16 protein-coding genes are annotated in these 22,178 nt (G+C 58.9%); 11 read left to right on the forward strand and 5 right to left on the reverse strand.

Features of this window, described 5'->3' with window-relative positions; translation table 11 throughout:
* The first annotated feature begins 50 nt into the window (after nt 1–50).
* Entirely contained in the window at nt 51–641 is a 591-nt protein-coding gene (locus AEAC466_RS36675; RefSeq protein ID WP_023458880.1) for a phasin family protein, read from the forward strand.
* A 131-nt stretch (nt 642–772) separates the two neighbouring features.
* On the opposite strand, the gene AEAC466_RS44545 is transcribed toward AEAC466_RS36675, so the two are convergent.
* Nucleotides 773–1,576: a FadR/GntR family transcriptional regulator gene (locus AEAC466_RS44545; RefSeq protein WP_162148959.1), complete on the reverse strand. Its 804-nt coding sequence runs from the start codon at nt 1,574–1,576 to the stop codon at nt 773–775.
* Nucleotides 1,577–1,761: 185 nt separating this feature from the next.
* On the opposite strand from AEAC466_RS44545, the gene AEAC466_RS36685 reads away from it, so the two are divergent.
* The 8 genes from AEAC466_RS36685 (at nt 1,762) to AEAC466_RS44550 (ending at nt 12,425) form a co-directional block, all read left to right on the forward strand.
* Entirely contained in the window at nt 1,762–3,090 is a 1,329-nt protein-coding gene (locus AEAC466_RS36685) for an MFS transporter (RefSeq protein ID WP_200863971.1), read from the forward strand.
* 2 nt (nt 3,091–3,092) lie between these two features.
* On the forward strand, nt 3,093–3,746 hold the full coding sequence (locus AEAC466_RS36690; RefSeq protein WP_023458883.1) for an RraA family protein: 654 nt from the start codon (nt 3,093–3,095) through the stop codon (nt 3,744–3,746).
* A 17-nt stretch (nt 3,747–3,763) separates the two neighbouring features.
* Entirely contained in the window at nt 3,764–4,537 is a 774-nt protein-coding gene (locus tag AEAC466_RS36695) for an SDR family NAD(P)-dependent oxidoreductase (protein ID WP_023458884.1), read from the forward strand.
* Between the two features lie 2 nt (nt 4,538–4,539).
* Nucleotides 4,540–5,988 (forward strand): glucuronate isomerase, encoded by a 1,449-nt coding sequence (uxaC, locus tag AEAC466_RS36700; protein ID WP_052025146.1) that lies wholly within the window; start codon nt 4,540–4,542, stop codon nt 5,986–5,988.
* 15 nt (nt 5,989–6,003) lie between these two features.
* Entirely contained in the window at nt 6,004–7,134 is a 1,131-nt protein-coding gene (locus AEAC466_RS36705) for an enolase C-terminal domain-like protein (protein WP_023458886.1), read from the forward strand.
* Nucleotides 7,135–7,205: 71 nt separating this feature from the next.
* Complete coding sequence (locus tag AEAC466_RS36710; protein ID WP_200863972.1) at nt 7,206–8,765, forward strand: rhamnogalacturonidase; 1,560 nt, start codon at nt 7,206–7,208, stop codon at nt 8,763–8,765.
* A 352-nt stretch (nt 8,766–9,117) separates the two neighbouring features.
* Nucleotides 9,118–11,994: a TonB-dependent receptor gene (locus tag AEAC466_RS36715; protein ID WP_023458888.1), complete on the forward strand. Its 2,877-nt coding sequence runs from the start codon at nt 9,118–9,120 to the stop codon at nt 11,992–11,994.
* A 284-nt stretch (nt 11,995–12,278) separates the two neighbouring features.
* The gene (locus AEAC466_RS44550) at nt 12,279–12,425 is read left to right on the forward strand and encodes a hypothetical protein (protein WP_023458889.1); all 147 of its coding nucleotides are present in this window, start codon (nt 12,279–12,281) and stop codon (nt 12,423–12,425) included.
* 56 nt (nt 12,426–12,481) lie between these two features.
* On the opposite strand, the gene adhP is transcribed toward AEAC466_RS44550, so the two are convergent.
* Nucleotides 12,482–13,510 carry an alcohol dehydrogenase AdhP gene (gene adhP, locus AEAC466_RS36720; RefSeq protein WP_023458890.1) on the reverse strand — a complete coding sequence of 343 codons (1,029 nt, stop codon included), beginning with the start codon at nt 13,508–13,510 and terminating at the stop codon, nt 12,482–12,484.
* A gap of 194 nt (nt 13,511–13,704) precedes the next feature.
* Here adhP and AEAC466_RS36725 point away from each other — a divergent pair, with 194 nt between their 5' ends.
* Nucleotides 13,705–15,228 (forward strand): esterase-like activity of phytase family protein, encoded by a 1,524-nt coding sequence (locus AEAC466_RS36725; RefSeq protein WP_023458891.1) that lies wholly within the window; start codon nt 13,705–13,707, stop codon nt 15,226–15,228.
* A gap of 178 nt (nt 15,229–15,406) precedes the next feature.
* Here AEAC466_RS36725 and AEAC466_RS36730 read toward each other — a convergent pair whose 3' ends face one another.
* Nucleotides 15,407–16,507: a DUF5694 domain-containing protein gene (locus AEAC466_RS36730; protein ID WP_023458892.1), complete on the reverse strand. Its 1,101-nt coding sequence runs from the start codon at nt 16,505–16,507 to the stop codon at nt 15,407–15,409.
* Nucleotides 16,508–17,079: 572 nt separating this feature from the next.
* Between AEAC466_RS36730 and AEAC466_RS36735 the strand changes: the two genes are divergently transcribed.
* Entirely contained in the window at nt 17,080–19,248 is a 2,169-nt protein-coding gene (locus AEAC466_RS36735; protein ID WP_023458893.1) for a TonB-dependent receptor, read from the forward strand.
* A gap of 139 nt (nt 19,249–19,387) precedes the next feature.
* Here AEAC466_RS36735 and AEAC466_RS36740 read toward each other — a convergent pair whose 3' ends face one another.
* A complete protein-coding gene (locus tag AEAC466_RS36740; RefSeq protein ID WP_023458894.1) occupies nt 19,388–20,782 on the reverse strand; it encodes a pentapeptide repeat-containing protein in 1,395 nt (464 codons plus the stop codon).
* 222 nt (nt 20,783–21,004) lie between these two features.
* Nucleotides 21,005–22,159, reverse strand: coding sequence for an FkbM family methyltransferase (locus AEAC466_RS36745; RefSeq protein WP_023458895.1), 1,155 nt, complete (start codon nt 22,157–22,159; stop codon nt 21,005–21,007).
* Nucleotides 22,160–22,178: the final 19 nt, after the last annotated feature.

A 22,178-nucleotide genomic window follows, 5' to 3' on the forward strand; every position in this document is an offset into this window, starting at 1 on the left:
CTTGCGATATGAAGGGCATGCGCCAATCGGGCGTTACAAGGAAATGTCCAATGTCTGATCCTATTAAACCCGTTTCGAACGTGGCTGAGAACGTTCTGAACACGTCGTCTGACGCATCCCGCAGCGCAGCCGACGCCGGTGCCGCCGTCGTCACGCAACGTGTAAACGCGGCGGCTGACCTTTCGTCCACAGCCCTTGACGCCGCCGCCGACACGAGCAAGGCGGCTATCGACACATCCGAAGAGGTGCTCAACGCAGCTCAGGCAAGGTCTGAAGACCTCGTTCAAGCTGGTGCGGAAGCCGGCGAGCAGATGGAAGGCAAGATTAAGGCGTTCACCGAACGCGGCACCCAAACGCTCAATGCCTATACCGAAGTCGGCAGGCAGGCGACCGTCGCTTTCAGCGATGTCAGCAAGGCATGGGGAGATGTGTATTCGCGTCAGTTGGCCAACTATAATGAACTGTCGCAAAAGGCCCTGCGTGTACGTTCACCCCAGGATTTCATCGAGTTCCAGTCGTTCGCTGCCGAGCGGACCAAGGATCAGCTGTCCTTGATGCGCGATACCTATGCGTACGCCATCAATGCCTTCACGCGCGTATGGCAGCCCGTTACCAATCAAACCGAAGCGTTAAGCGCGTAGGCGGGCGACAGGTTTCATTCAGATCAGACGAAAGGGGAAGCGTTGTCTTCCCCTTTTTGTTGGTCGACAGTTAGTCCGTGCCAATGGCGCCGGCACGGTTCGTCCTTCGCACGTACCAGGAAGCGCATTGGTTATTTTGGAAGCGGTTCAGTGGCGGGGTTCGGTGAGCGATTCTCAATGCTTCTGTTTGCCAGGAAGCCAATTCGATCACTCCAGAATTTACTGTAGGCCTCATCGAAGTGGTTCGACATGGCCAGTGTGGCCGCTGCTGGATCGCCGGCGGCTACAGCATCAATAATGGCCTCATGCAGCCGTTGCACCGTTTCCAGTTCGGGGTTGTTCGATCGCCTTTCCATCCCCTCCAGCATGGAGGCCTCGAATACCTGACGGAAGGCTTCGATCAGCAGGACATAAAGCGGATTGCCGGCCGCCTCGGCCAGGGCGAGGTGAAACTGTAAGTCGAGCGCTGAATATTGCGGGCCGGAATGCAGGGCATCGGCCATGGCTTTCACGATCGTCTGCAATTTGATGATATCGTCGGCGCTGCGTCGTGTGGCGGCCAGCGCCACCATGCCTATCTCCAGACTGCGGCGCATTTCGAGCACGTTCTTGGTATCGGCCTGCCCGATAAGAACCGCGTTTTCGATAATCTGGCCGATCATTTCGCCATCAAGACGGGTAATGATAGCGCGTTTGCCAACGGCCATCTCAATCAGCCCCGTGCCAGCCAGCGCCCGCATGGCTTCGCGAACGACGGGTCGGCTGACGCCGAGGAGCTCGCTCAACTTTGTTTCACTGGGTAATTTCGCGCCCGGCCGCAGGTTCTGCCTGGCGACATACTCACGAATATAGACGATGGTTTGCTCCACCAACCCGGTAGAAGCCGCCTTCACTACCGTCGTCGTCTCTTCAATTTTTTTTGTGCTTTTGAGCACGCCTGGTCTCCCCGCCACAGGGCTGTCGTGCGCTGTGATTTTTCGCAACTTACACTGCCGCAAAGTTCCGTGTCCACACACAGTACACAAGGATGACGGCTGAAAAGGTCTTGCGCAAGCCAAAAAAGACCGATAAAGCTGTAATACAGGTTTGCTTTCACGATCAAATAAGGCGCACTTATAAGGTGCGCAGTGTTGAAAGCGGGGATCGTCAGGAAGGGGCTGCCATGTTCGCCGGCCGGCTAAAAAGTGCAGATACCGTCGGGAGATACCGCTGGGTTGTGTGCGGCCTTTTGTTTCTTTCAACCTCCCTTTGCTATCTCGACCGGCAGATTTTCGGCCTTTTAAAGCCTTTGCTCGTTTCCGATCTGGCCTGGACGGAGACCAATTACGGCGACGTCGTCGCTGTCTTCGCGCTTATGTACGCGATCGGGTATTTGCTGGCCGGTCGGGCGATCGATCGTATCGGCACACGGCGCGGATTGTCCGTGGCTGTCGCGGGCTGGAGCCTGGCCGCCGCGGCGCATGGTCTTGCGGGGTCCGTTCTGGGGTTCAAGCTGGCGCGGGGCGCGCTGGGTTTGATGGAGGGGGGCAATTTCCCTGCGTCCATCAAGACCGTGCGGGAATGGTTTCCTGTCCATGAGCGCGCTTTTGCGACCGGTCTGTTCAATGCGGGCAGCAATGTCGGGGCGATTATCACCCCTTTGGCCCTGCCATTCGTTGTGGCGGCTTTCGGCTGGCGGACGGCCTTCTTCATGGCGGGTTTTCTGGGTGTGGCATGGCTCATTGCCTGGCTTATTTTCTACGAAGCGCCTGAAAAGCAGCGGCGTTTGTCGGTCGCCGAGCGCGCCTATATCCTCGGGGACGCGCCCGCGCCGGAGGTCAGGCAATCCTGGGTCTCGTTGCTCCGCCGGCGCGGGACCTGGGCCTTTGTCTGCGGTATGCTGATCACGGGGCCGGTGTGGTGGTTTTATCTCAATTGGGTGCCGGGCTATCTGCACAGTCGTTTCGGCGTCGATATGATGCAGTCGATTGTTCCCATTGTCGCCATCTATCTGACGGCGGATGTCGGCAGTATTATCGGTGGATGGTTGTCTTCCCGTCTGGTTTCGTCGGGGCTGTCACCGGTTAAGGCGCGTCTTCTGGCCATCCTGATCATGGCGATCTGCACCCTGCCCGTGGGGTTTATTTCCCTGATGCCGGGCATCTGGGCGGCGGTTGGTGTGATCGCCCTGGCGGCCGCCGGGCATCAAGGGGTCTCGGCCAATCTCTATACGCTGGTGTCCGATACCATGCCTGCTGGTTCGGTCAGTTCGGTGGTCGGTATAGGCGGCTTCGCTGCGGGTATCGCCGGCATGTTCACCGCTTTGGCGATCGGCCGCATCCTGGACGCTACGCACGGAAATTATCTGGTGCTCTTTATCGGCGCTGCGGCGGCATATCCGCTGGCGGGATTGATCATGGGCCTGATTCTCAATGACCGGTCCGGCCGGTCGTCCATTGTAACGGAGTAAGAATGCTGGACACCGCACTTTTCGACCTTTTTCGCACTGAACTGTACACGCCCGTTGTGGGTGACATTCTGGACGGGCTTGGTCTAACCCACCAATTTCTGCCTCAACCGGTCCAGCCCCTGCGTACCGACATGACGCTGATCGGCCGCGCCATGCCTGTGCTGATGATCGATGTCTATGGCGTGCAGGAAAAACCATTCGGTCTGCTGACCGAAGCGCTCGATCAACTCGAACCGGGTGAAATCTACCTGGCCAGCGGGGGCGAGATGCGCTGTGCCTATTGGGGCGAGCTTTTGACCGCGACGGCGCGCGCGCGCGGTGCGGCCGGCGCCGTCATCAATGGGTTTCATCGCGATACGCCCGCCGTGCTTGAGCAGGACTGGCCTGTGTTCAGTCGCGGGCGCTTCGCTCAGGATTCGGCCGTGCGCACCAAGGTGGCTGACTATCGATGCGTCATCGAGGTCGGGCCCGTCACGGTTCATCCTGGCGACCTCATCTTCGGCGACATGGATGGCGTCGTGGTGATCCCGGCAGCCCGTGAAGCCGAGGTGGTGGAAAAAGCATTGGAAAAGGCGCGGGGCGAAAAACGCGTGCGCCGCGATATCGAAGGCGGCCTGTCCAGCACGGCGGCCTTCGCTAAGTACGGAATTTTGTAATTGAAAAGGATGCGGTCATGACGACCAGTGTATTTGCCAACGCCTTCAGTCTTGAGGGCGAAATTGCCTTGATAACGGGAGGCGGTAGCGGTCTCGGGTTGGCGATTGCCCGCTGTTTGCATATGGCGGGGGCCAAGGTCGTTCTCACCGGCCGTCGCGCCGACAAGGTGAACGAAGCGGCGGAGGCCTTGGGCGAGGGGGCGTATGGAGAGGCGGCGGACATAACGGCCTTCGCAGAGATGCCGGACCTTGTTGAGCGCGTACGCGCACGGGTTGGGCCGATCTCCATTTTGGTCAATAATGCCGGAAATCATTTGAAAAAGCTGGCTATAGACACTTCGGTCGAAGAGTTCGGACGGGTGATGGATACCCACGTTCTGGCGGCCCACAACCTGTCACGGCTGGTGCTGCCGGACATGCTGGCGGCAGGGCGGGGCAATATCCTGTTCACCGCTTCGATGACCTCTTTTATCGGCATCCCGCAAGTCATCGCCTATTCGGCGGCCAAGTCGGCCTATCTGGGCATGGTGCGGGCCTTGTCGTCCGAAGTGGCGGGCGAGGGCGTGCGCGTCAACGCGATCGCGCCCGGATGGATCGACTCGCCCATGCTGCGCAATGCGTTGGCTGGCGACACGCCGCGCGCCGAAAAGATACTGGCGCGCACCCCAATGAATCGGTTCGGCGCGGCGGAAGATATCGGTTGGGCGGCGGTTTATCTCTGCTCACCGGCCGCACAATTTGTCACCGGAGTCGTACTGCCCGTTGACGGCGGCGCGGCGCAAGGATTCTGATCATGACCACGACATATGCTACTCAGGGCACTACCCAATCCGCTCCTTTGGCGCTCCATCCGGACCGCCTTCTGCCTGCCGATCCAGCCACGCGTCGCATTGCCCGCGATCTTTACGAGACAGTGCGTGACCTGCCGATTATCAGTCCGCACGGCCACACCGATCCGTCGTGGTTTGCCGATAATACGCCTTTCGCCGATCCGGCGGCCCTGTTCATCATTCCCGACCACTATATTTTCCGTATGCTTTACAGCCAGGGTATTCCTTTGGAAGACCTGGGCGTGCCCCGCATCGACGGCGGGCCGGTCGAAACGGACCCGCGCAAAATCTGGCGGTTGTTCGCGCAAAACCAGCACCTGTTGCGGGGCACGCCCAGCCGCATGTGGCTCGACCATGCCTTCCATGAGCTGCTGGGCGTCCGTGAACGCCTGTGCGCAGAAAACGCCGACCGTATTTACGACCACATAGATGCGCGTCTGAAAACACCGGAATACCGGCCGCGCGCCCTTTATGAGCGGTTCAATATCGAGGTGCTGGCGACGACGGAAGGCGCGCTGGACGACCTGTGCCATCATCGCAAGATCGCTGCCAGCGGCTGGAAGGGACGGGTGGTCACCGCTTTTCGTCCGGATGGCGTTACCGATCCGGACGCCCCGCGTTTCCGCGAAGACATCGCCGAATTGGGACGCATGACCGGACAGGACACATCAACCTGGCAAGGCTATCTGGCGGCGCTGAAGGACCGCCGTCGCTATTTCATTGAACACGGCGGCTGCACCTCGACCGACCACGGCCATCCCACGGCGCGCACGGAAGACCTCAACGAGACCGAGGCCTCCGCGCTTTTCGCCCGTGTCCTGAGCAGCGCGACGCCTGACGAAGCTGAGTGTTTCCGCGGCCAGATGTTGACTGAGATGGCGCGGATGAGCGTGGAGGACGGGCTGGTCATGCAGATTCATCCGGGGGCGCGGCGTGGTCAGAATCCTTACATCCAGAAGACGTTCGGTGAGGCCAAGGGAGACGATTTTCCGGCGCGGACCGACTTCGTCCACGATCTCAAACCGCTGCTCAACCGCTTCGGCAATAACCGGGATCTGACCATCATCCTGTTCACCCTGGATGAAACGACCTACGCGCGCGAGATTGCCCCCCTGGCCGGTCATTATCCGGCGCTTCGTATCGGTCCGGCGTGGTGGTTCCACGACAGTCCCGAAGGCATCATGCGTTTCCGCGAACAGACAACGGAAACAGGCGGTTTCTACAATACCGTCGGCTTCAATGACGATACGCGCGCCTTCTTTTCCGTGCCGGCGCGCCACGATGTCTGCCGCCGGGTCGATTGCACCTATCTGGCCCGCCTGGTCGCCGAACATCGTCTCGATCTGGACGAAGCCTTCAAGGTGGCGGCCGACCTCAGCTACGGCCTCGCCAAATCTGCCTATCGCCTTTAAACCGAAAGTATCTTTATGTATGTAGACGCCTTTGAAACCTGGACCTGCAAACGTCCGAAGGGCCTGTTCGACGAAAGCCGCGAAGGTGCGGCGCCCATGCCGTGGGACTATGTGGTGGGGAAGATCACCACGTCGGACGGTATAGAGGGGATAGCGACATTCTGGGCGGCGCGGTCCGGCGCTGTTACCGAGGCCTATCTGGCCGACATTGTGGCGCCGGTCATCCTGGGGCGCAGTATCCATGACCGCGAACGCATCTGGCAGGATTTCTGGAATATCGACCGCCACGGGGCCTTCTTCCCCGTCTTCCTGCCCGGGCCGATCGACGTGGCCCTGTGGGACGCCGCGGCGCGGACGGCAAACCTGCCGCTGCACAGCTATATAGGCAGCTGCCGGACCCATATGCCCGTCTATGCCAGCAGTCTATGGTTGCCCACAGTCGCCGACTATGTGCGCGAAGCCCTGCATTACAAGGCCAAGGGCTTCAAGGCTTACAAGATCCATCCCTGCGGCCCCAGCGCCCTCGATATGGAAATTCATGCCGCCGTGCGCGAAGCGGTCGGGCCGGAGATCGTCCTCATGACCGATCCGGTCGCCGAATATACTCTGCCCGAAGCGATCAAGGTCGCGCGTCACCTGGAGACACTCAACTTTCACTGGTTCGAGGAGCCCTTCAGGGACTACGAGTTGGATAAATATGCTCAACTCAGCGCCGCCGTCGATATCGCCATTGTCGGCACGGAAACGACCCGTGGCGGCCCCTGGGGCGTGGCGCAGGCGATTAAGGCCAATGCAGTGGATGCTGTGCGCGCCGACGTATCCTGGAAAGGGGGGATTACCGGCACGCTTAAGGTCTGCCATCTCGCCGAAGCCCACGGCATGAACTGCGAGTTGCACACCACCACCATGGGGCCCATGGATATTGCCAATCTGCACGTCGCCTGCGCGGTGCGGAACTCCGAATATTTTGAAATGTTTGTGCCCGAAGACACTTTTCAGATCCCGATGAAGCAAAGCCTCCACGATTTCATCGACGGCAATGGCGATATCCACGTCCCGACAGGGCCAGGCCTTGGTATCGATATCGACTGGGACCTGGTCGATAAAAATTGTGTCTCGCATCGTGTATTTCGACGCAAGGCCTGACCGGTCATCATATCAATTGAAAGAACAGCATCATGGACCCTTTATCTGGATTAAGCCGGCGCGCGATGGTGATGAGCACGTTTGCTGGAACGCTGGCCGGGCTCGCGGGCGCGCCGTCTCTTGTCCGGGCCGCTTCGCTGCGCGGATTTTACGAGGTGCGCGATTTCGGCGCACGGGGTGACGGCAAGACGATCGATTCCGGCGCCATCAACAAGGCCATCGAGGCGGCGGCGCGCGGCGGCGGCGGCACGGTCGTGGTGTCGCCCGGTGATTACAAGTGCTTCTCGATCCGGCTGAAGGACAATATCACCCTGATGCTGTCGGCGGGCGCCACGATCATCGCCGCCAATCCCGATGTGGACGGGGCGCATTATGACCTGCCGGAGGGTATATTTGAGGAACAACTGGCCTCGCACGGACAGAGCCATTATCGCAACAGTCTGATATATGGCATCGGTCTCAGCAATATCGCCATCGTGGGGACCGGGCGTATCCATGGCCTGGGGCTGGACCGTGAAAATCCCGAACCGCGTTGGCATGGGATTCCGGGCTGGGTATCGCCCAAGGATCAGGGACTTGATCCACAAACGGCGCGTCTGAAAGACCCGGAGGAGCGCAGATACGAAGGCCGCGCCGGCAAGAGCATCGGCCTTAAGGAATGCCATAATGTGGTGCTGCGTGATTTCTCCATCCTGCAGGGCGGGCATTTCAGTGTCTACGCACTGGGGTGCAGCAATATGACGATCGATGGGCTGATGATTGACACCGACCGCGATGGTATCGACATCGATTGCTGTCGCGACGTCCGCGTCAGCAATTGTATCGTCAATGCGCCGAAGGATGACGCTATCGTCCTCAAGTCCAGTGGTGCGCTCAACCGCAGCGTCGTCTGCGAAGAGGTGAGCGTCGTCAACTGCAAGACCAGCGGCTACTTGCTCGGAACCATGCTCGATGGAACCTATGTGCCATCGCCCTACGTATCGCCGGACAAGCTGGGCGTTTTGGGGCGGATCAAGCTCGGCACGGACTCGGTCGGGGGGTTCCGCAATATCCTGATCTCCGACTGTATTTGCGAAAACTCGCGCGGGCTGCAACTGGGAGCCATCGATGGTGGTGTGCTGGAGGACGTGACATTCTCCAATATCTCGCTGCGCAATCCGGTCAATCATCCGTTCTTCCTGCGCCTGTCAGTGCGCAATCGCGCGCCTGTCGGTGCGGGCGTAGCTCAGGTCCGCCGTGTGCGGTTCTCGGACATCAACGTTTCGGGCGCTTTGGGTGCGTTTCCCTGCGGTATCGTTGGGGTCGAGGATGGCATTATCGAAGACGTCAGTATCGGCAATGTCCATATCGTCAACTCAGGCGGCGGGAGCGCGGAAGATGCGGCACGCGTGCCACCGGAAAGGCGCAATTCCAGTTTGGAGCCCAGCTTCATGGGGGTGCTTCCTGCCCACGGGCTTTATGTGCGTCATGCCCGAAATATCACCGTGCGGAATTCGTCGTTTGAGGTCACGGCGCCGGATGCACGCCCGGCTCTTTATTTCGACGATGTTACCGGCGCCAAGGTCAGCAGTCTGTCTGTCCCGGGCCAGGCGGTAAAGTCCGTCAATAGCCGCGATATCCAGGTAAGCTAGGGCGTCCACGGGTCAGATAGTGATAAATGGGTGACACAAATTCCCGTTTTCGAGAAACCTGTAATACAGCTATTGGCGGTCGTCGATGAATCCTGTATTACAGGTTTGTTCGCGTAAGGCCGCGAACTCATAAAAAAGAATACCCGGTCTTGTGACCGGACAGGGATTAGAAGCGACCATGAGACCGTGTGACGCCCGAAGTGCGACCTGTGTCGTGATTTCACTCTCTCAGCCAACGGCTGGGATCTTCGGCTGCAAGTTTCACCTTGATCTGATTTTCAAGCCTATCCGGGTCACAGCACGTCCGTGAGTCTGCTTTAGAGCCAAAACTGGCCATATAGGGAAAGAAACAATGCGTTCCGAACTTAAGATCACGATCTGCCGCAGCGCCTCTGCGCTTGCCATTGCCATTATGGCGTTTAGCCCCGGTTGGGCGTTCGCGCAGACGGCTACACCGCCGGACCAGCCTCAGGCAAATCCGGCGGCGGACGAACAGGTCGTCATTATCAAAGGTTTCCGCCGTTCGCTTAGTAGTGCGCTGGCCGTCAAGCGCCGGGAAACCGGCATTGTCGATTCGATTACCTCCGAGGACATCGGCAAATTTCCCGATTCCAACCTGGCCGAGTCGATGCAGCGGGTGCCGGGCGTGGCCATCACCCGCGGCGACGGCGGGGAAGGCAAGACGATTTCGGTACGCGGTCTCGGCGCCCAGTTCACGCGGGTTCTCATGAATGGCATGGAGGGTGCCAGTTCGACCGGTTCTTCGGATATCCGTTCCGGTTACGTCTCTTCGCGATCATTCGATTTCAGCGCCTTTCCTTCAGAACTGTTCAGTTCTTTGAAGGTGCGGAAAACCAGTGAAGCCGATGTGGAGGAAGGATCCCTGGGCGCGACCGTTGAGCTTGAGACGCCGCGTCCGCTGTCTTACAGCAAGGATTTCACCGCCGCGGTGAGCGCCGAAACGACCTATGACGACCTCGGAAAACACAACAGCCCCCGCTTTACGGCGGTCGTGGCGAAGAAGTTCCTGGACAATAAACTCGGTGTGGGGGCTTCTGTGGCCTGGACCGAGCGACATACCCGCGAAGAAGGCTGGTCTGCGATTGATATTCTTCAGGGCAGCCTGAATCATTTCTGTTCTCCGGTGGGCTACGCGCCACAAAGCCCCGCCACCAGCGCTCCAAGGGGCACGGACGCAGCCAACTGCTCGACAGGTAATCCGCGCCTGCCCAACACGCCTACAAACGTCGCCAACTATACACTCGTTGACAGCGCCAATACCTATGTGCCGCGCACGCCGCGTCTGATCCGCTCTGATCAGGACTATACTCGCATGGGGGCGACCGTTACCGTGCAGTACAAACCGACGGATCGCACCAATATCACCCTCGATGCGCTCTATTCGCGTTATGACGTGGATCGTGACGACAGTTCGCTTTCGGCGCTGTCCTTCTCTCGTTCGGCCTCACAGCACGGCAGTGCGGAATCGTCAGTGGTCGATGCGGTGGCGGCACCCGACGGCACCTTGCTTTATGGCCTGTTTAACGGCGTCGATCTTGTCTCCGACCTGACGCGTACCAAATATACGACCACCTTCAGTCAGGTAAACCTCAAGGCCAGCCAGGCATGGGACCGGCTTACGCTTGACGGATATCTGGGGGTTTCGCGTACCGTGGTGGATAAGCCGATGCGGACGCAGATTTCCATGTATGCCAACAATGTCAACGGCTTCTCCTTCGACTTCCGTAACAATGATCGCTTCCCGGCTCTGAACTGGGGGATGGACGTCACTAATCCGGCCAACTATGTTTTCGGTCCGAACTCTGCGGATGCGACGGTGAACGGCGTACTCGCCATGCAGGTCGGGCGGGACACCACGGATAACGTCAATAGTGAAATTCACGCCGTTTACCGTTTGACGGACGCGCTCACGCTTAAAGCCGGCGTGCAGTACCGCGAGGCCAAGTTCGACACGGTCAGTGCCTCGCGCGTGACGCAAAACCTGGCGCCGGCCCTGCCCGCCGGGACGACAATGGCCCAGTTGACCCGTTCCCTCACGGGCTTTGGGACCACTGTGCCCGTCGATACCACGTCAGGCTGGGCGGCGCCCGATTATGACAAGTTCGATCAGGTCTTCGGGTTCTCCAGCCAGACCGGCGCCTACGCCCTGGCGGCGCCAACCGAAGCGACGCTCGATGAAAAGGTCAAGGGCGCCTATGCCCAGCTCGATTTCGACACGGACGTGTTGCCCGTGCGGATTCGCGGTAATGTCGGCACGCGTTATGTTCATACCGAGCAAAGCGGGACAGGCACGTTCTCGGGCACGCCACTGGCCCTGACGCGCAGTTATGACGACTGGCTGCCGGCAGCAACGGTCACGGCAGACCTGAAGAAAAACCTTATCCTGCGCTTTGCCGTCGCCAAGGTCATGTCGCGCCCGGAACTGTCCGACTTGCTTCCAGGGGCCGTGGCGATTGCGCTCAATACGCGCACGGTATCGAGCGGCAACTTCCTTCTCGACCCCATCCGCGCCAAGACGGCGGATATTTCACTGGAATATTACTTCGGCAAGCGCGGCCTGCTTTCGGGCGGACTGTTCTACAAGGATATCGACAGCTACATCCAGACGCTTCAGCGCAATATTCCGTATGGCGAAACGGGTTTGCCGCTCAGTCTGCTGAACGGGTCCAACAACGATGCGAGCACTATCTTTACGGTGTCCAACAAGACCAACACGCCGGGCGGGCCGCTGAAGGGATTTGAGCTTAATTATCAGCAAGGCTTCGATTTCCTGCCGGGATTCTGGAAGAACACCGGAATTATCGCCGCCTATACATACACGGAATCGAATATCGACTACTGCACCAATGCAGCCTGCACGGCGACGGTTAAGGCGTCACTGGTGAACCTGTCGAAAAACACGCTCAATACAACCGTGTACTATGAAGATGACAAGCTGAGCATGCGCATGAGCGGGTCGTGGCGGGACAAATTCCTGCTTCGCGTTCCATCGGGACGGGCTGGCAGCGATGTGCAAGGCAATATCGCGGGCTTCTTTTTGGACGCGAGCGCGTCCTACCAGGTCACGCCACGTCTGCAACTGCGGCTGGAGGCGCAGAACCTGACAAACCAGGAACTGGGTTTCTACGAAGACTCAGTCCGCCAGGATGCGCTGTACAGCTCCTATAGCGGTCGGAAGGTTACGGTCGGTTTTGGTTATAACTTCTGATCTGCACTGGGTTCCATGCTTTTTACGCGCTTTCCGAAAAGTGCAGCACACTTTTCGGAAAGCGCTAATCTTGTTATTAAAACACCCATGTCCGCCTGCGCGTAGTCACAAAGCTCCGTGACATGCCCAGAAGGGGGGCGATGGATAGCCATAGCGTTTGCCTATAACGCTGCCTGTTTCGCATGCGTCGTAGCTCTTATCCCGGCCTTACAACTTTTCTGCGGTTTGCCGACTGAAACCACATGTTGGATCACCTAGCATCGCGTTAAATCAGGAGCAGAACAATGGTCGAACCGTCGGAACTGAATCATCGGCATATGGGGCGCAGCTTTGAAAATATCGTTGCGTTGGGTTTGTCACTTATAGCCACTCTGGGGTTTGGCGCCTTTTGCCTGTTCTATATCGGCGGTTTCATAACCACTGCGGCCTGAGTGTGCGCTCATAAGGCAAGAGGTGGGTTGATACCCACCTCCCGATAAGTTGCGCTCTATGAAAAATCTAGCACGGTTCGGCCTTCGATCCGGCCATGCTCAAGGTCGGTCAAGACCGTGTTGATATCGTCCAGATGGGCTGTGTGAATATCGGCCTTGACCTTACCTGCTGCCGCGAAAGCAATGGCCTCGTCAAGATCACGACGCGTTCCCACGATCGAGCCGCGCACCGTAATGCGTTTCAGCACCACCTCGAAGATCGGTGTAGGAAAGGCGCCGGGCGGAAGCCCGACCAGGCTAACCGTCCCTTTGCGCCGCGCCACGGAAATGGCCTGGGCGAAGGCGGGGGGCGAGACGGCGGTCACCAACACGCCATGCGCGCCGCCGCCGGTTGCCCGGACAATATCGGCGACGGCGTCGGGTGACCGGCCATCCACGGCCAGATCGGCGCCGAGGCTGCGGGCAAGTGCCAGTTTTTCCGGCGCCACGTCGATGGCCGCAACATAGAGGCCCATCGCCTTGGCATATTGAATGGCGATATGCCCCAGGCCGCCAACACCGGAAATGGCTACCCATTCGCCGGGGCGGGCCTCGGTTTCCTTGAGCCCCTTATAGGTCGTGACGCCGGCGCACAGGATCGGCGCGATCTCTGTGAAGCTGATATTGGCGGGCAGGCGGCAGGCGAACGGGGCGGCGGCGATGACAAATTCGGCGAATCCGCCGTTGCAGCTATAGCCGGTATTGTGTTGTTGCTCGCACAGGGTTTCCCATCCGGTCTGGCAGTACTCGCAATTGCCGCAGGCGTCGTGCAGCCAGGCCACGCCGACGCGGTCGCCTTCCTTGAGGCCTGTGACACCAGGGCCGATCGCCGCCACGGTTCCGGCGACCTCGTGGCCCGGTATAAAGGGCGGCTGGGGCTTGATCGGCCAGTCACCATTCGCCGCATGCAGGTCGGTGTGGCATACACCGCAGGCGGCGACCTTTACGAGAATTTCCCCTGGGCCCGGGGTCGGCACATCGACCTCCATGACCTCCAGCGCCTTGCCGAACGTCCGAACGACGGCGGCTTTCATCTTTGTGGCCATGCAAAAACTCCTGAATAGTGGGTGTCGGAAAATCACTCACTGTGTCTATGACAGGACTGAGCTGGCGGCTTTGACTATGATCAAAACCGCGCCCGGAAAGTGCGATTACCGAATTGTTCGTAACGCTCGGCTACACCGTCTGTCACAAAACTGACCTATAGCCCGCCTATGTTGAGCCATTGCAAGGAGCCAACATGTTTCGCCTGTCCGTTCTTGTCTCGCTGGCCGCGCTGGCCATGGCGTCGTCCGCCAGCGCGCAATCTCAAACCTATGTCAGCAAGCATTGGACAGAAGCGCCCGGCGCCGTGTCGGTGACGTTGAACGGGCAAACCTTCGTTAATCAAGGGCTGGTCGGCGCGGGACGCTTCAGCGCCGCGACGTCCGACTTTGCCGGCGACACCCTGGGATCGTTTTCCGGCATGGCCTTGCGGGCGTGGAAGAAGCTGCCCGATGGCAGCTATAGCGGCGATATCTATACCCTGCCTGACCGTGGCCCTAACGATGTCGGCTCGGTCAAGGGCACGGCCGACTACGCCAATCGTCTGCACAGCCTGCATCTCAGCCTGAGCCCGGAGGGGCATCTGACCCTTACGCCGACCGGGGGCTTTTACCTGAAGGACGCAACCGGCCAGACCTTCACCGGCAAGGACCCGGGCGCCAATGTCGTGACGCGTGACGGCATTCGCTATCCGTCACCAGCAAGCGGCGAGGGCGCTGGGCATATCAGCCTCGATTCCGAAGCCATCGCCATGCTGCCCGACGGCAGCTTCTGTATTTCCGACGAATACGCCGCCGGCATCTATCTGTTCGATAAAACGGGCAAGCAGACCGGCGCCATTCAAACCGTCCCCGCTTTGTTGCCGATGACGGCGGGCGTGCTCAACTTCAACGCCGAAAAGGCGCCGGACACGGGGCGTCGCAACAATCAGGGTCTCGAAGCGCTGGCGGTCACGCCGGATGGCAAATACCTGGTCACCATTTTGCAAAGCGCCACCGTCCAGGACACGGCCGGCAAGGATAAGGCCACGCGCAATAACACCCGCATCCTCATCTACGACATCTCAAAGACACGGACGCCGACGCAACCGGTTTCCCACTACGTCCTGCAACTGCCGACCTACCGTGAAACCGGTGACGGGCAGCCTGCCGACGCCACCGCTGCCCAATCGGAAATGGTTGCGCTCAGCGATACGCAGTTCCTTGTCCTGTCGCGCGATGGCAACGGGCGCGGCAAGGGCACGACCGACGCGCCGGTGTTCAAGAGCGTTCTGCTCATTGACGTGACCGGTGCCACCAACCTGGCCGGGACACCCTATGAGCAGGGCACGCAGCCCGTTGCCCGCAACGGCCAACTGGTTGACGGCATCGTGCCGGTTCAGCAGACCGAACTGATCAACATGCTCAATCCGGTGCAACTCGCCCGCTTCGGTATGAATCTGACGGTGGCGCCGTCCACGTCAATGACCCTGCCGGAAAAGCTGGAGGCGATGGCCATTGCGCCGGCGCTTGACCCCAAGGCGCCGAACGACGTGTTTCTTCTGGTCGGTAACGACAACGATTTCGAAACGCAAAACGGCCGACTCAAGGGTCAGGCCTTCGATGCCGCCCTGACCAATGCCAAGGGGAGCGGCGCCGGGGACAACGACAACCTGATCCTGGTCTATCGGCTCACCCTGCCGGGCAGTGTGAAGCCGTCCGTCATTGACCCGGCTCAATGACCACGGCCCCGGTGAGCTTTGTTTCAAACCGTTCATGAAGCGGGTGAGGTCACAGGGGCTGCTCGCCGGGAAAACAACTGGACGCGCCTGAAAACGATAGTGCTGGGGTCAAACCCGCGTAGGCGCAGTTATCCAATACAGATTGGCGGCGCGGTCAGGGGGCGGCGACCGCGCGCGCTCATTTGAGGACGGAAATGGCGTCCACCAGATTCACGTCGTGCATTTCGTTGAGATAGGCTTCGTAATAGCCCTTATGCGAAGCGCCGACGATGGCCAGCAGGTGCGTGCCGGGATGCTGGCCCAGAACGTCGCGGATATTGGCCACCATGCGCAGGTTGCGCGTCTCCCAATATCCGACATAGTAGCGGCCGAAGCCTTGGGGGGACGGCTCCGTCAGGGCCGCGCCAAAATCGGATTGATAGGTGCGCATCGCCGCCTCGGGCGCATTATAGGCGCGATACATGGCAAGGACGCCGTCCGGTTGCGTCAGGCCGTCGTGTAAGCGTGCATCCTCGGCTCGCCGGGCCTGGGTGGCCGGGTTGTCCCACGCGCGCGTAATCGCCTCTTCATAGGCCTTCGCTTCCGCCGGATCGGTCGGGTCGGGGGTGTCGGCGGAATGATCGTCTACGCTCCATAACCGCTCCAGCCCCAGTCGCGCCGCCAGGGGGGCGGAGATCAGGCTTGTTTCGTTGCGGCGGACCTTCAGCCTCTCCAGTTCGGCGGTCAGGTCGTCAGTGAGGCCGTCACCGGCGTGCCGCTCACCGGGCGCCAGACGCAACCACTGCACCAGCGCGGAATAGCGTTCACCGGCCGCGAGGAAGAGCGCCGCCAGATGCCGGCGCTGTGCGGGCGTGGGGGCCGCCGGCCACGCCGCCAGGACGCGTTCGGCTTCCGCATTGGCGGCCGGTACATCGAGCCCCGTCGCCACACCGGCCTTGGTCGGGTCGGGACAATAGGTCTTGACCGTTTCGGCATATCGCGAGGGATACCGGCGCAAGGCGTCGCATTGCAGGCCGGACATGTCTTCGGTGGCAATGGCGGTCGGGCGCCATGCCGCCAGACGATCGAGCAGTGGCGACAGGGTCTTTGGGTCAAAGGTGTCGGGCAGGCCGGACAAATGCATCGTGCCAAGCACCAGCACGTCATTGGGAGCGCTGGTGGCGGGGCGTTTCAGTGTCTGCGGATGAAAGGGTGGCTGATAGTCCTGCGCCAGAACAGGCAGGGCTATTGCGAACACGCAGGCGGCGACGGTTCCGGTAAGGACAGACAAACGAAGCATGACGTACCCCCTTATAAATGGCGGACACTGTCGCCGCATACCGTGCGTAACGCAACGATCGCGGGCGTTAAATTTACGTCATGTTCCGGCCCCGGTCGGTCTTTGAGCGTCCCAATACCCGTCTTTTTCGCGGTCGCCAGGGGGCGTCTGGAGCTCCCATTACCGCATACCGCGCATGCACTTTATTTCAAAATATTTACATAGGGCAAAAGCCACCCGCCGCAACAAAGACAGAACGCGCCTGAAAACGCTTTGGATACTGGGCAAATTTGCGTTTTTTGTCACGGTTGGCGGGGGCCGTTGCATGAGGTGAGGGCGGTCAAAGTTTTGACGGTATCTCGGCCCTATATGGCGGCAATATGGACTTCGCACTTGCGGAATATTTTTGCGCCGCCGAGCGTCCGGGCTTCGGTGTTTCCCGTCTTGCCGTCAGGGCCTGATCCCCGCCCTTTGGTATTTTAGCAACGGTTAGGTGGGTTGGATGAAGTTTCTGACGAAACGGCTTGACTTCATGTATGTTATTACATAACACTTATTGCGGCGCATCATATGTGGAGTCCAACGTGTCGAAAATGAAATTCGCGAAGGCGGGGCGTATCGTTCCCGCAAGCCTAAAACCGGTCCTGCTGGGAGGGTTATCGCTGTTGGCGATGGGCGCCGGCATGGCGAACGCCCAGACGACCCCGCCGCCCGCGGACGCCACGGCCAGTGACGCAACAGACGCGGCGACCGTTGTCACTGTCAGAGCCAAAAAGCTTGATGCCGCCCGGCAAACCATTCAGCCCGATACCGGCGCCTCCAGCTATTCCATTCCCGAAGCCCTGGTGAAAAGCCTGCCCGGCGGTGAGAATGTCGGTCTCAATCAGGTTATCCTTCAGGCGCCGGGCGTGGCGCAGGATTCCTACGGTCAGCTTCATGTGCGTGGCGACCACAACAATATCCAGTTTCGCCTGAACGGCATCATCCTGCCCGAAGGCCTGAGCAGCTTCGGCCAGGTGTTGAGCCCCAGATATGCCAAATCGATTCAACTCGATACCGGTGCGCTGCCGGCTGAGTATGGGTTGCGCACCGCCGGTGTCGTCAACATAACGACGCAGACGGGTCTCAAGACGGGCGGCACCGTGTCCGTCTATGGCGGCAGCCATGGACTGTATCAGCCGAGCATCACCTATGGCGGTTCCAACAGCACCGACACCTATTTCGGCTCGCTCAGCTATCAGCAATCTCAGCTCGGTATCGAAGCGCCCTATAATACGAAGACGCCGATTCATGACCGGACGGGTCAGCTCTTAGGCTTCGGCTATTACGACCATATTATCGACGACAGCAGCCGCCTGTCCTTCATTGGCGGTATCTCGGATCAAACCTTCCAGCTTCCCAATACGCCCGGCCTGAATTCCGTCGATAACGGCACTGGCTATATGGTGAACGGCGTACCGTCCTTTGCCAGCGACCACCTCAATTCCAATCAAAAGGAATCGACGCAGTACGCTATCGCCTCCTACCTCAAGACCAGCGACAATTTTACCGGCCAGGTCTCGATCTTCGCGCGCGCTTCCAAGCTCACCTACAGCCCGGACTGGGACGCGGAGCTGGCCTTCAACGGCGTCGCCCAGGCGGCCAACAAGACGGATACCTCCGTCGGCCTTCAGGCCGAAGGCGCCTGGACATTGAGCGACACACACACCTTGCGATCCGGCTTGATTGCCTCCGCCGATCACAGCGTCAGCAAGACCCTTAGCCACGTCTTCTACCTCGACGATTCGGGCAATCCGACGTCAGACCTGCCGGTCGCGATCGTTGACAACGGTAAGAAGGATTCCCAGACCGTCAGCCTCTATGTCCAGGATGAATGGAAAATCTTCGATCAATTCGTGCTGAACTATGGTCTGCGCTATGACAAGCTCAGCTCCTATCGCGATGAAGACCAGCTTAGCCCGCGCGTCAATTTCGTGTGGACGCCGCTAAAGGACACGACCGTTCATGGCGGCTATGCGCGCTATTTCACGCCGCCCCCCTATGAGCTGATCGCGGGCCAGACCCAGGCGCTGTTTGCTGGCACCTCGTTTGATATCTCCGGGGCCAATGATGTCCCGTATGCGCAACGCGACAACTATTACGATCTGGGCGTTCAACAACGACTGGGCACGCACCTCACCGTGGGGATCGACGCCTATAACCGCGTTGCCCGCTATCTGATCGACGAAGGCCAGTTTGGCGCCCCCATCATCCTGACCCCCTTCAATTACAAATATGGCCGCAACCGCGGGACCGAATTTACGGCCAATTACGAGAAGGGGCCCTTCACGGCCTATGCCAGCCTGGCAATCGCCAAGGCGCAAGGCCGCCAGATCGTCTCGTCGCAATTCAACTTCTCCCCAGACGATCAGGCCTATGTCGCCGATCACTTCATCTATGTCGACCATGATCAGACGACGACCGGATCTTTGGGCATGACGTACAAGCTGGGTGCCACCAATTTTGCCTTCGACGGCATTTACGGCAGCGGTCTGCGCACGGACGGCGCCGTCCCCAATGGCGCGCGCCTGCCGGCCTATGCCCAGGTCAATCTCAGTGTCAGCCATCACTTCAACTGGGCCGGCGGCCTGGATGCGCGGGTGGATGTGATCAACGCTCTGGACCGTGCCTACGAAATCCGCGACGGCAGCGGCATTGGCGTCGGCGCTCCGCAATGGGGACCGCGCCGGGGTGTCTTCCTCGGCCTAAGCAAGGATTTGTAAGGTCCCTGCTATCTGATCCAGCCCTCTGTCGGATGTTGGCGACAGGAGGCAAAAAAGCAGCGCGCGGAGCTTAGGTTCCGCGCTTTACTGTATGCAATTAAACCTTTGGCAGCAGGAGCACTTTTCTTCCAAGTGACCGTCAGCCGCCTATCTGAAATGTCCGCTTAACAGCCAACGCCATTAGGAAACCCAAAACGGTAGCAATAATGGATTGAATGCCGGTCAGGGCCGCAAAAATACCTGCGGTTACCGGACGACCTGTGCCGTTTATTTCGTCAGCAAGTTTGCCGGTAATATCGCCAAACGTGTTAAACGGCATGATGCGGCTAAGAGAGAGCTCACCTGCCTGCATCAGATTTTCCCCAATCGGCACACCCACTCTAAAAAACATGTAAGCTGTTGCGAAGGCGAACCACAAGATTAAAATGCCAATGACTGGTTTAGTCACCGAATTTCCATAGTCCGATAAAAAGGCATATCCGTCCGAAATAAGTTGCTCAGTCTTAGGTGTCGCAGCCTGTAGCCGCCGTGCCTGTAGTTCAAAAACATACAAAATGCGTTCGCGGCTCCTGTCACCAACTGCAACCATCTGTTGCTTCAAATTTCGACACCCAACCTCGATAGATTTTAGACTGTCTTCGTATGATTGGCCTTGAAAGGCTTTAGCTCCGCCTAAATCGTGGTTAAGCGCCGCGCGCGCTACCGGTTCGGGAACATCGTCTAGCCTAACGCTTTCGCTGAATTTAGTTCCAAAAAACGCTGAAAAATGACCAAAACCAGAACTGTGGAAGTCGGCGAATGATAGAAATACGCATCGATCAAACGATTGATTATAGTCAGAAAATGAGAGCGGCCAGGTTATTTGCGTGAAATAGGCCACATTTGTGAATTCCGCCCCTTGGAAGGACATTCGGCCACCAAACACGGTTTCCCGAAAAATAGTTCGCCCCATAAATACGGCGCTGTCAAACCTCGCCTTGTTTTGAAAAGTTACAAAGTCAAACATCGCGAAACCAAGGAAGGTCGCGTAATGAAATTTTGCTACGCCCGAGAACGTGGCATAAGAAAAAGCGCAGTGGCCTGAAAATTTCGTCTTTATAGCGCATGTCTCTCCTTCGAACCTTGCCTGCCAGAAAATTGCGTTTACCAACATCTCCTCGGCGAAGGTGAAGTCACGAACAACGATTCCGTCCAAGCGAGCGGGCGCTGGCAACAGATCTCTGTCATCTGATGGTCCTGATGTCGCCCTCAAGCGCGCAATAAGAACCTCATCCTTTTTCGCCTTGAGAGATGCCACGGCCGCAGGATTGCTTTCGTCGACCACGCAGAATGGCACATGAAGGACATGGTATTTGATACCTGCGAAGTCTATGAGTTCCCCGCACTCTACCAAAGCATGTTCAGATCTTATGACACCGCTAAGCGGATCCGTTAGCCAATAGGCCTGTAAAGAGGAAAAGGCCGACATCGGCACAGTTTTCAGTTCGTCCCAGGAAAAGGGGGCCGGCTTTGGTTGGTGCACACTATTTGTCATGGCTAAGCCCTTTCACAACAAGCAATCGTGGCCATCGCTGGCCCAATCAGTGCGCAACCAATTAATGTGAAGCCCAGGATTTTAATTTTCTTCATCCGCCAACGCTTATGAAGATCCTAGCCAATTTTCCAAGTCTGACTATCTATAATTGTTTTCCGGCAATCAGGCGTGGATCATGCAGTCATTGAGCGACCCACGTTACGACACCCCCTCCAAAAAAAATCAATCGGCGTATATGACGCTATCGAAGAGAATGGGCGAATAGTGCCGCAGGGTCAGGCGGTAGTCGTCGCTCAGACTGGACAGGGTGTCCAGTAGGGTCTCGAAATCGTCCGGCTTGTGATAGGCGCAGATGGCCAGGCGCGGCTTGTGGGTTTGGATCAGGCGGCGGGCACCGTTCAGGGCCTGATTTTCCGCCCCTTCGACGTCCAGCTTGATCAGGCTGACCGCGCCCAGGTCCATATTGTCCATGGCGTCGAGCGGCGCGGTTATGGTCGATGAAGCGCTGATCCGGCTGCCGTTGTCCGAGCGCAGGTCGATGCCCATTTCGGCCGGTTCGTTCCACAGGCCGACGCGATGCAGGGTCACATTGGGGATGTCGTGGGTATTGGCGTCAAAGGCATCGCAATTGACCGGATCGATTTCGAAGGAATGGATATGGCTATATTTGCCGTTGGTCTTTTGCTGAAAGGCGTGGACGGTATCGCCATTATAGGCGCCGCCATCGACGAAGATTTCGTGGTCGGTCAGCGGCATGACATCGGCTTCGAAATAGATGGCCTTTTCCGGCCGTGAAACCTCGGCGATGTATCGCGCATCCCAGGTCAGGCGATACAGCATGATGGCGTCGAGCGTGCGGCGGCTCATCTCGTCGGCGAAGGCCGGCCGGGCTTTTTCATGCAGGCGCACCACCATGTCGAGGTCCGAAAACGCCGGTACGAACCAATGGGCCTTCGATGCCGAGGCCGGCACCAGGCTCATGACTTCGAAATAGCTCAAAAGCGGTTGCGGGCGCACGGACCACAGGGTCGTGAAGTGTGCGATGGCGTTTTCCGAGCCGCAGCACAAGATGCCGATGGCGTCGGGCGTTTTCGCCAGGACGTCCGCCAGGTCGGCATCGCCGATATAGGGCGTGTCGCCATAGGTCTGACCGGCACGATGATTGTCGACCAGGGCGACGACGCGCCCGGTCGCGATCATGTACGCGACGAAATCCGCCGCCAGAAGGGAGCCCGCACCCAGCAGGATCAGGGGTCGGTGGCCTACGTCCATCCCGTGCTGGCGGGCGCGGGTGGCCTCAAGCCAGGTCCGAAACGCCGATGTGGCCAGGTCCAGCGCGCCAAGTGTACCGGGCAGGAAGGGGGTAGGGGCGGCCATGATCAAACTCCCATAACGA

The sequence above is a fragment of the Asticcacaulis sp. AC466 genome, assembly GCF_000495815.1.
Classification (GTDB): Bacteria; Pseudomonadota; Alphaproteobacteria; order Caulobacterales; family Caulobacteraceae; genus Asticcacaulis.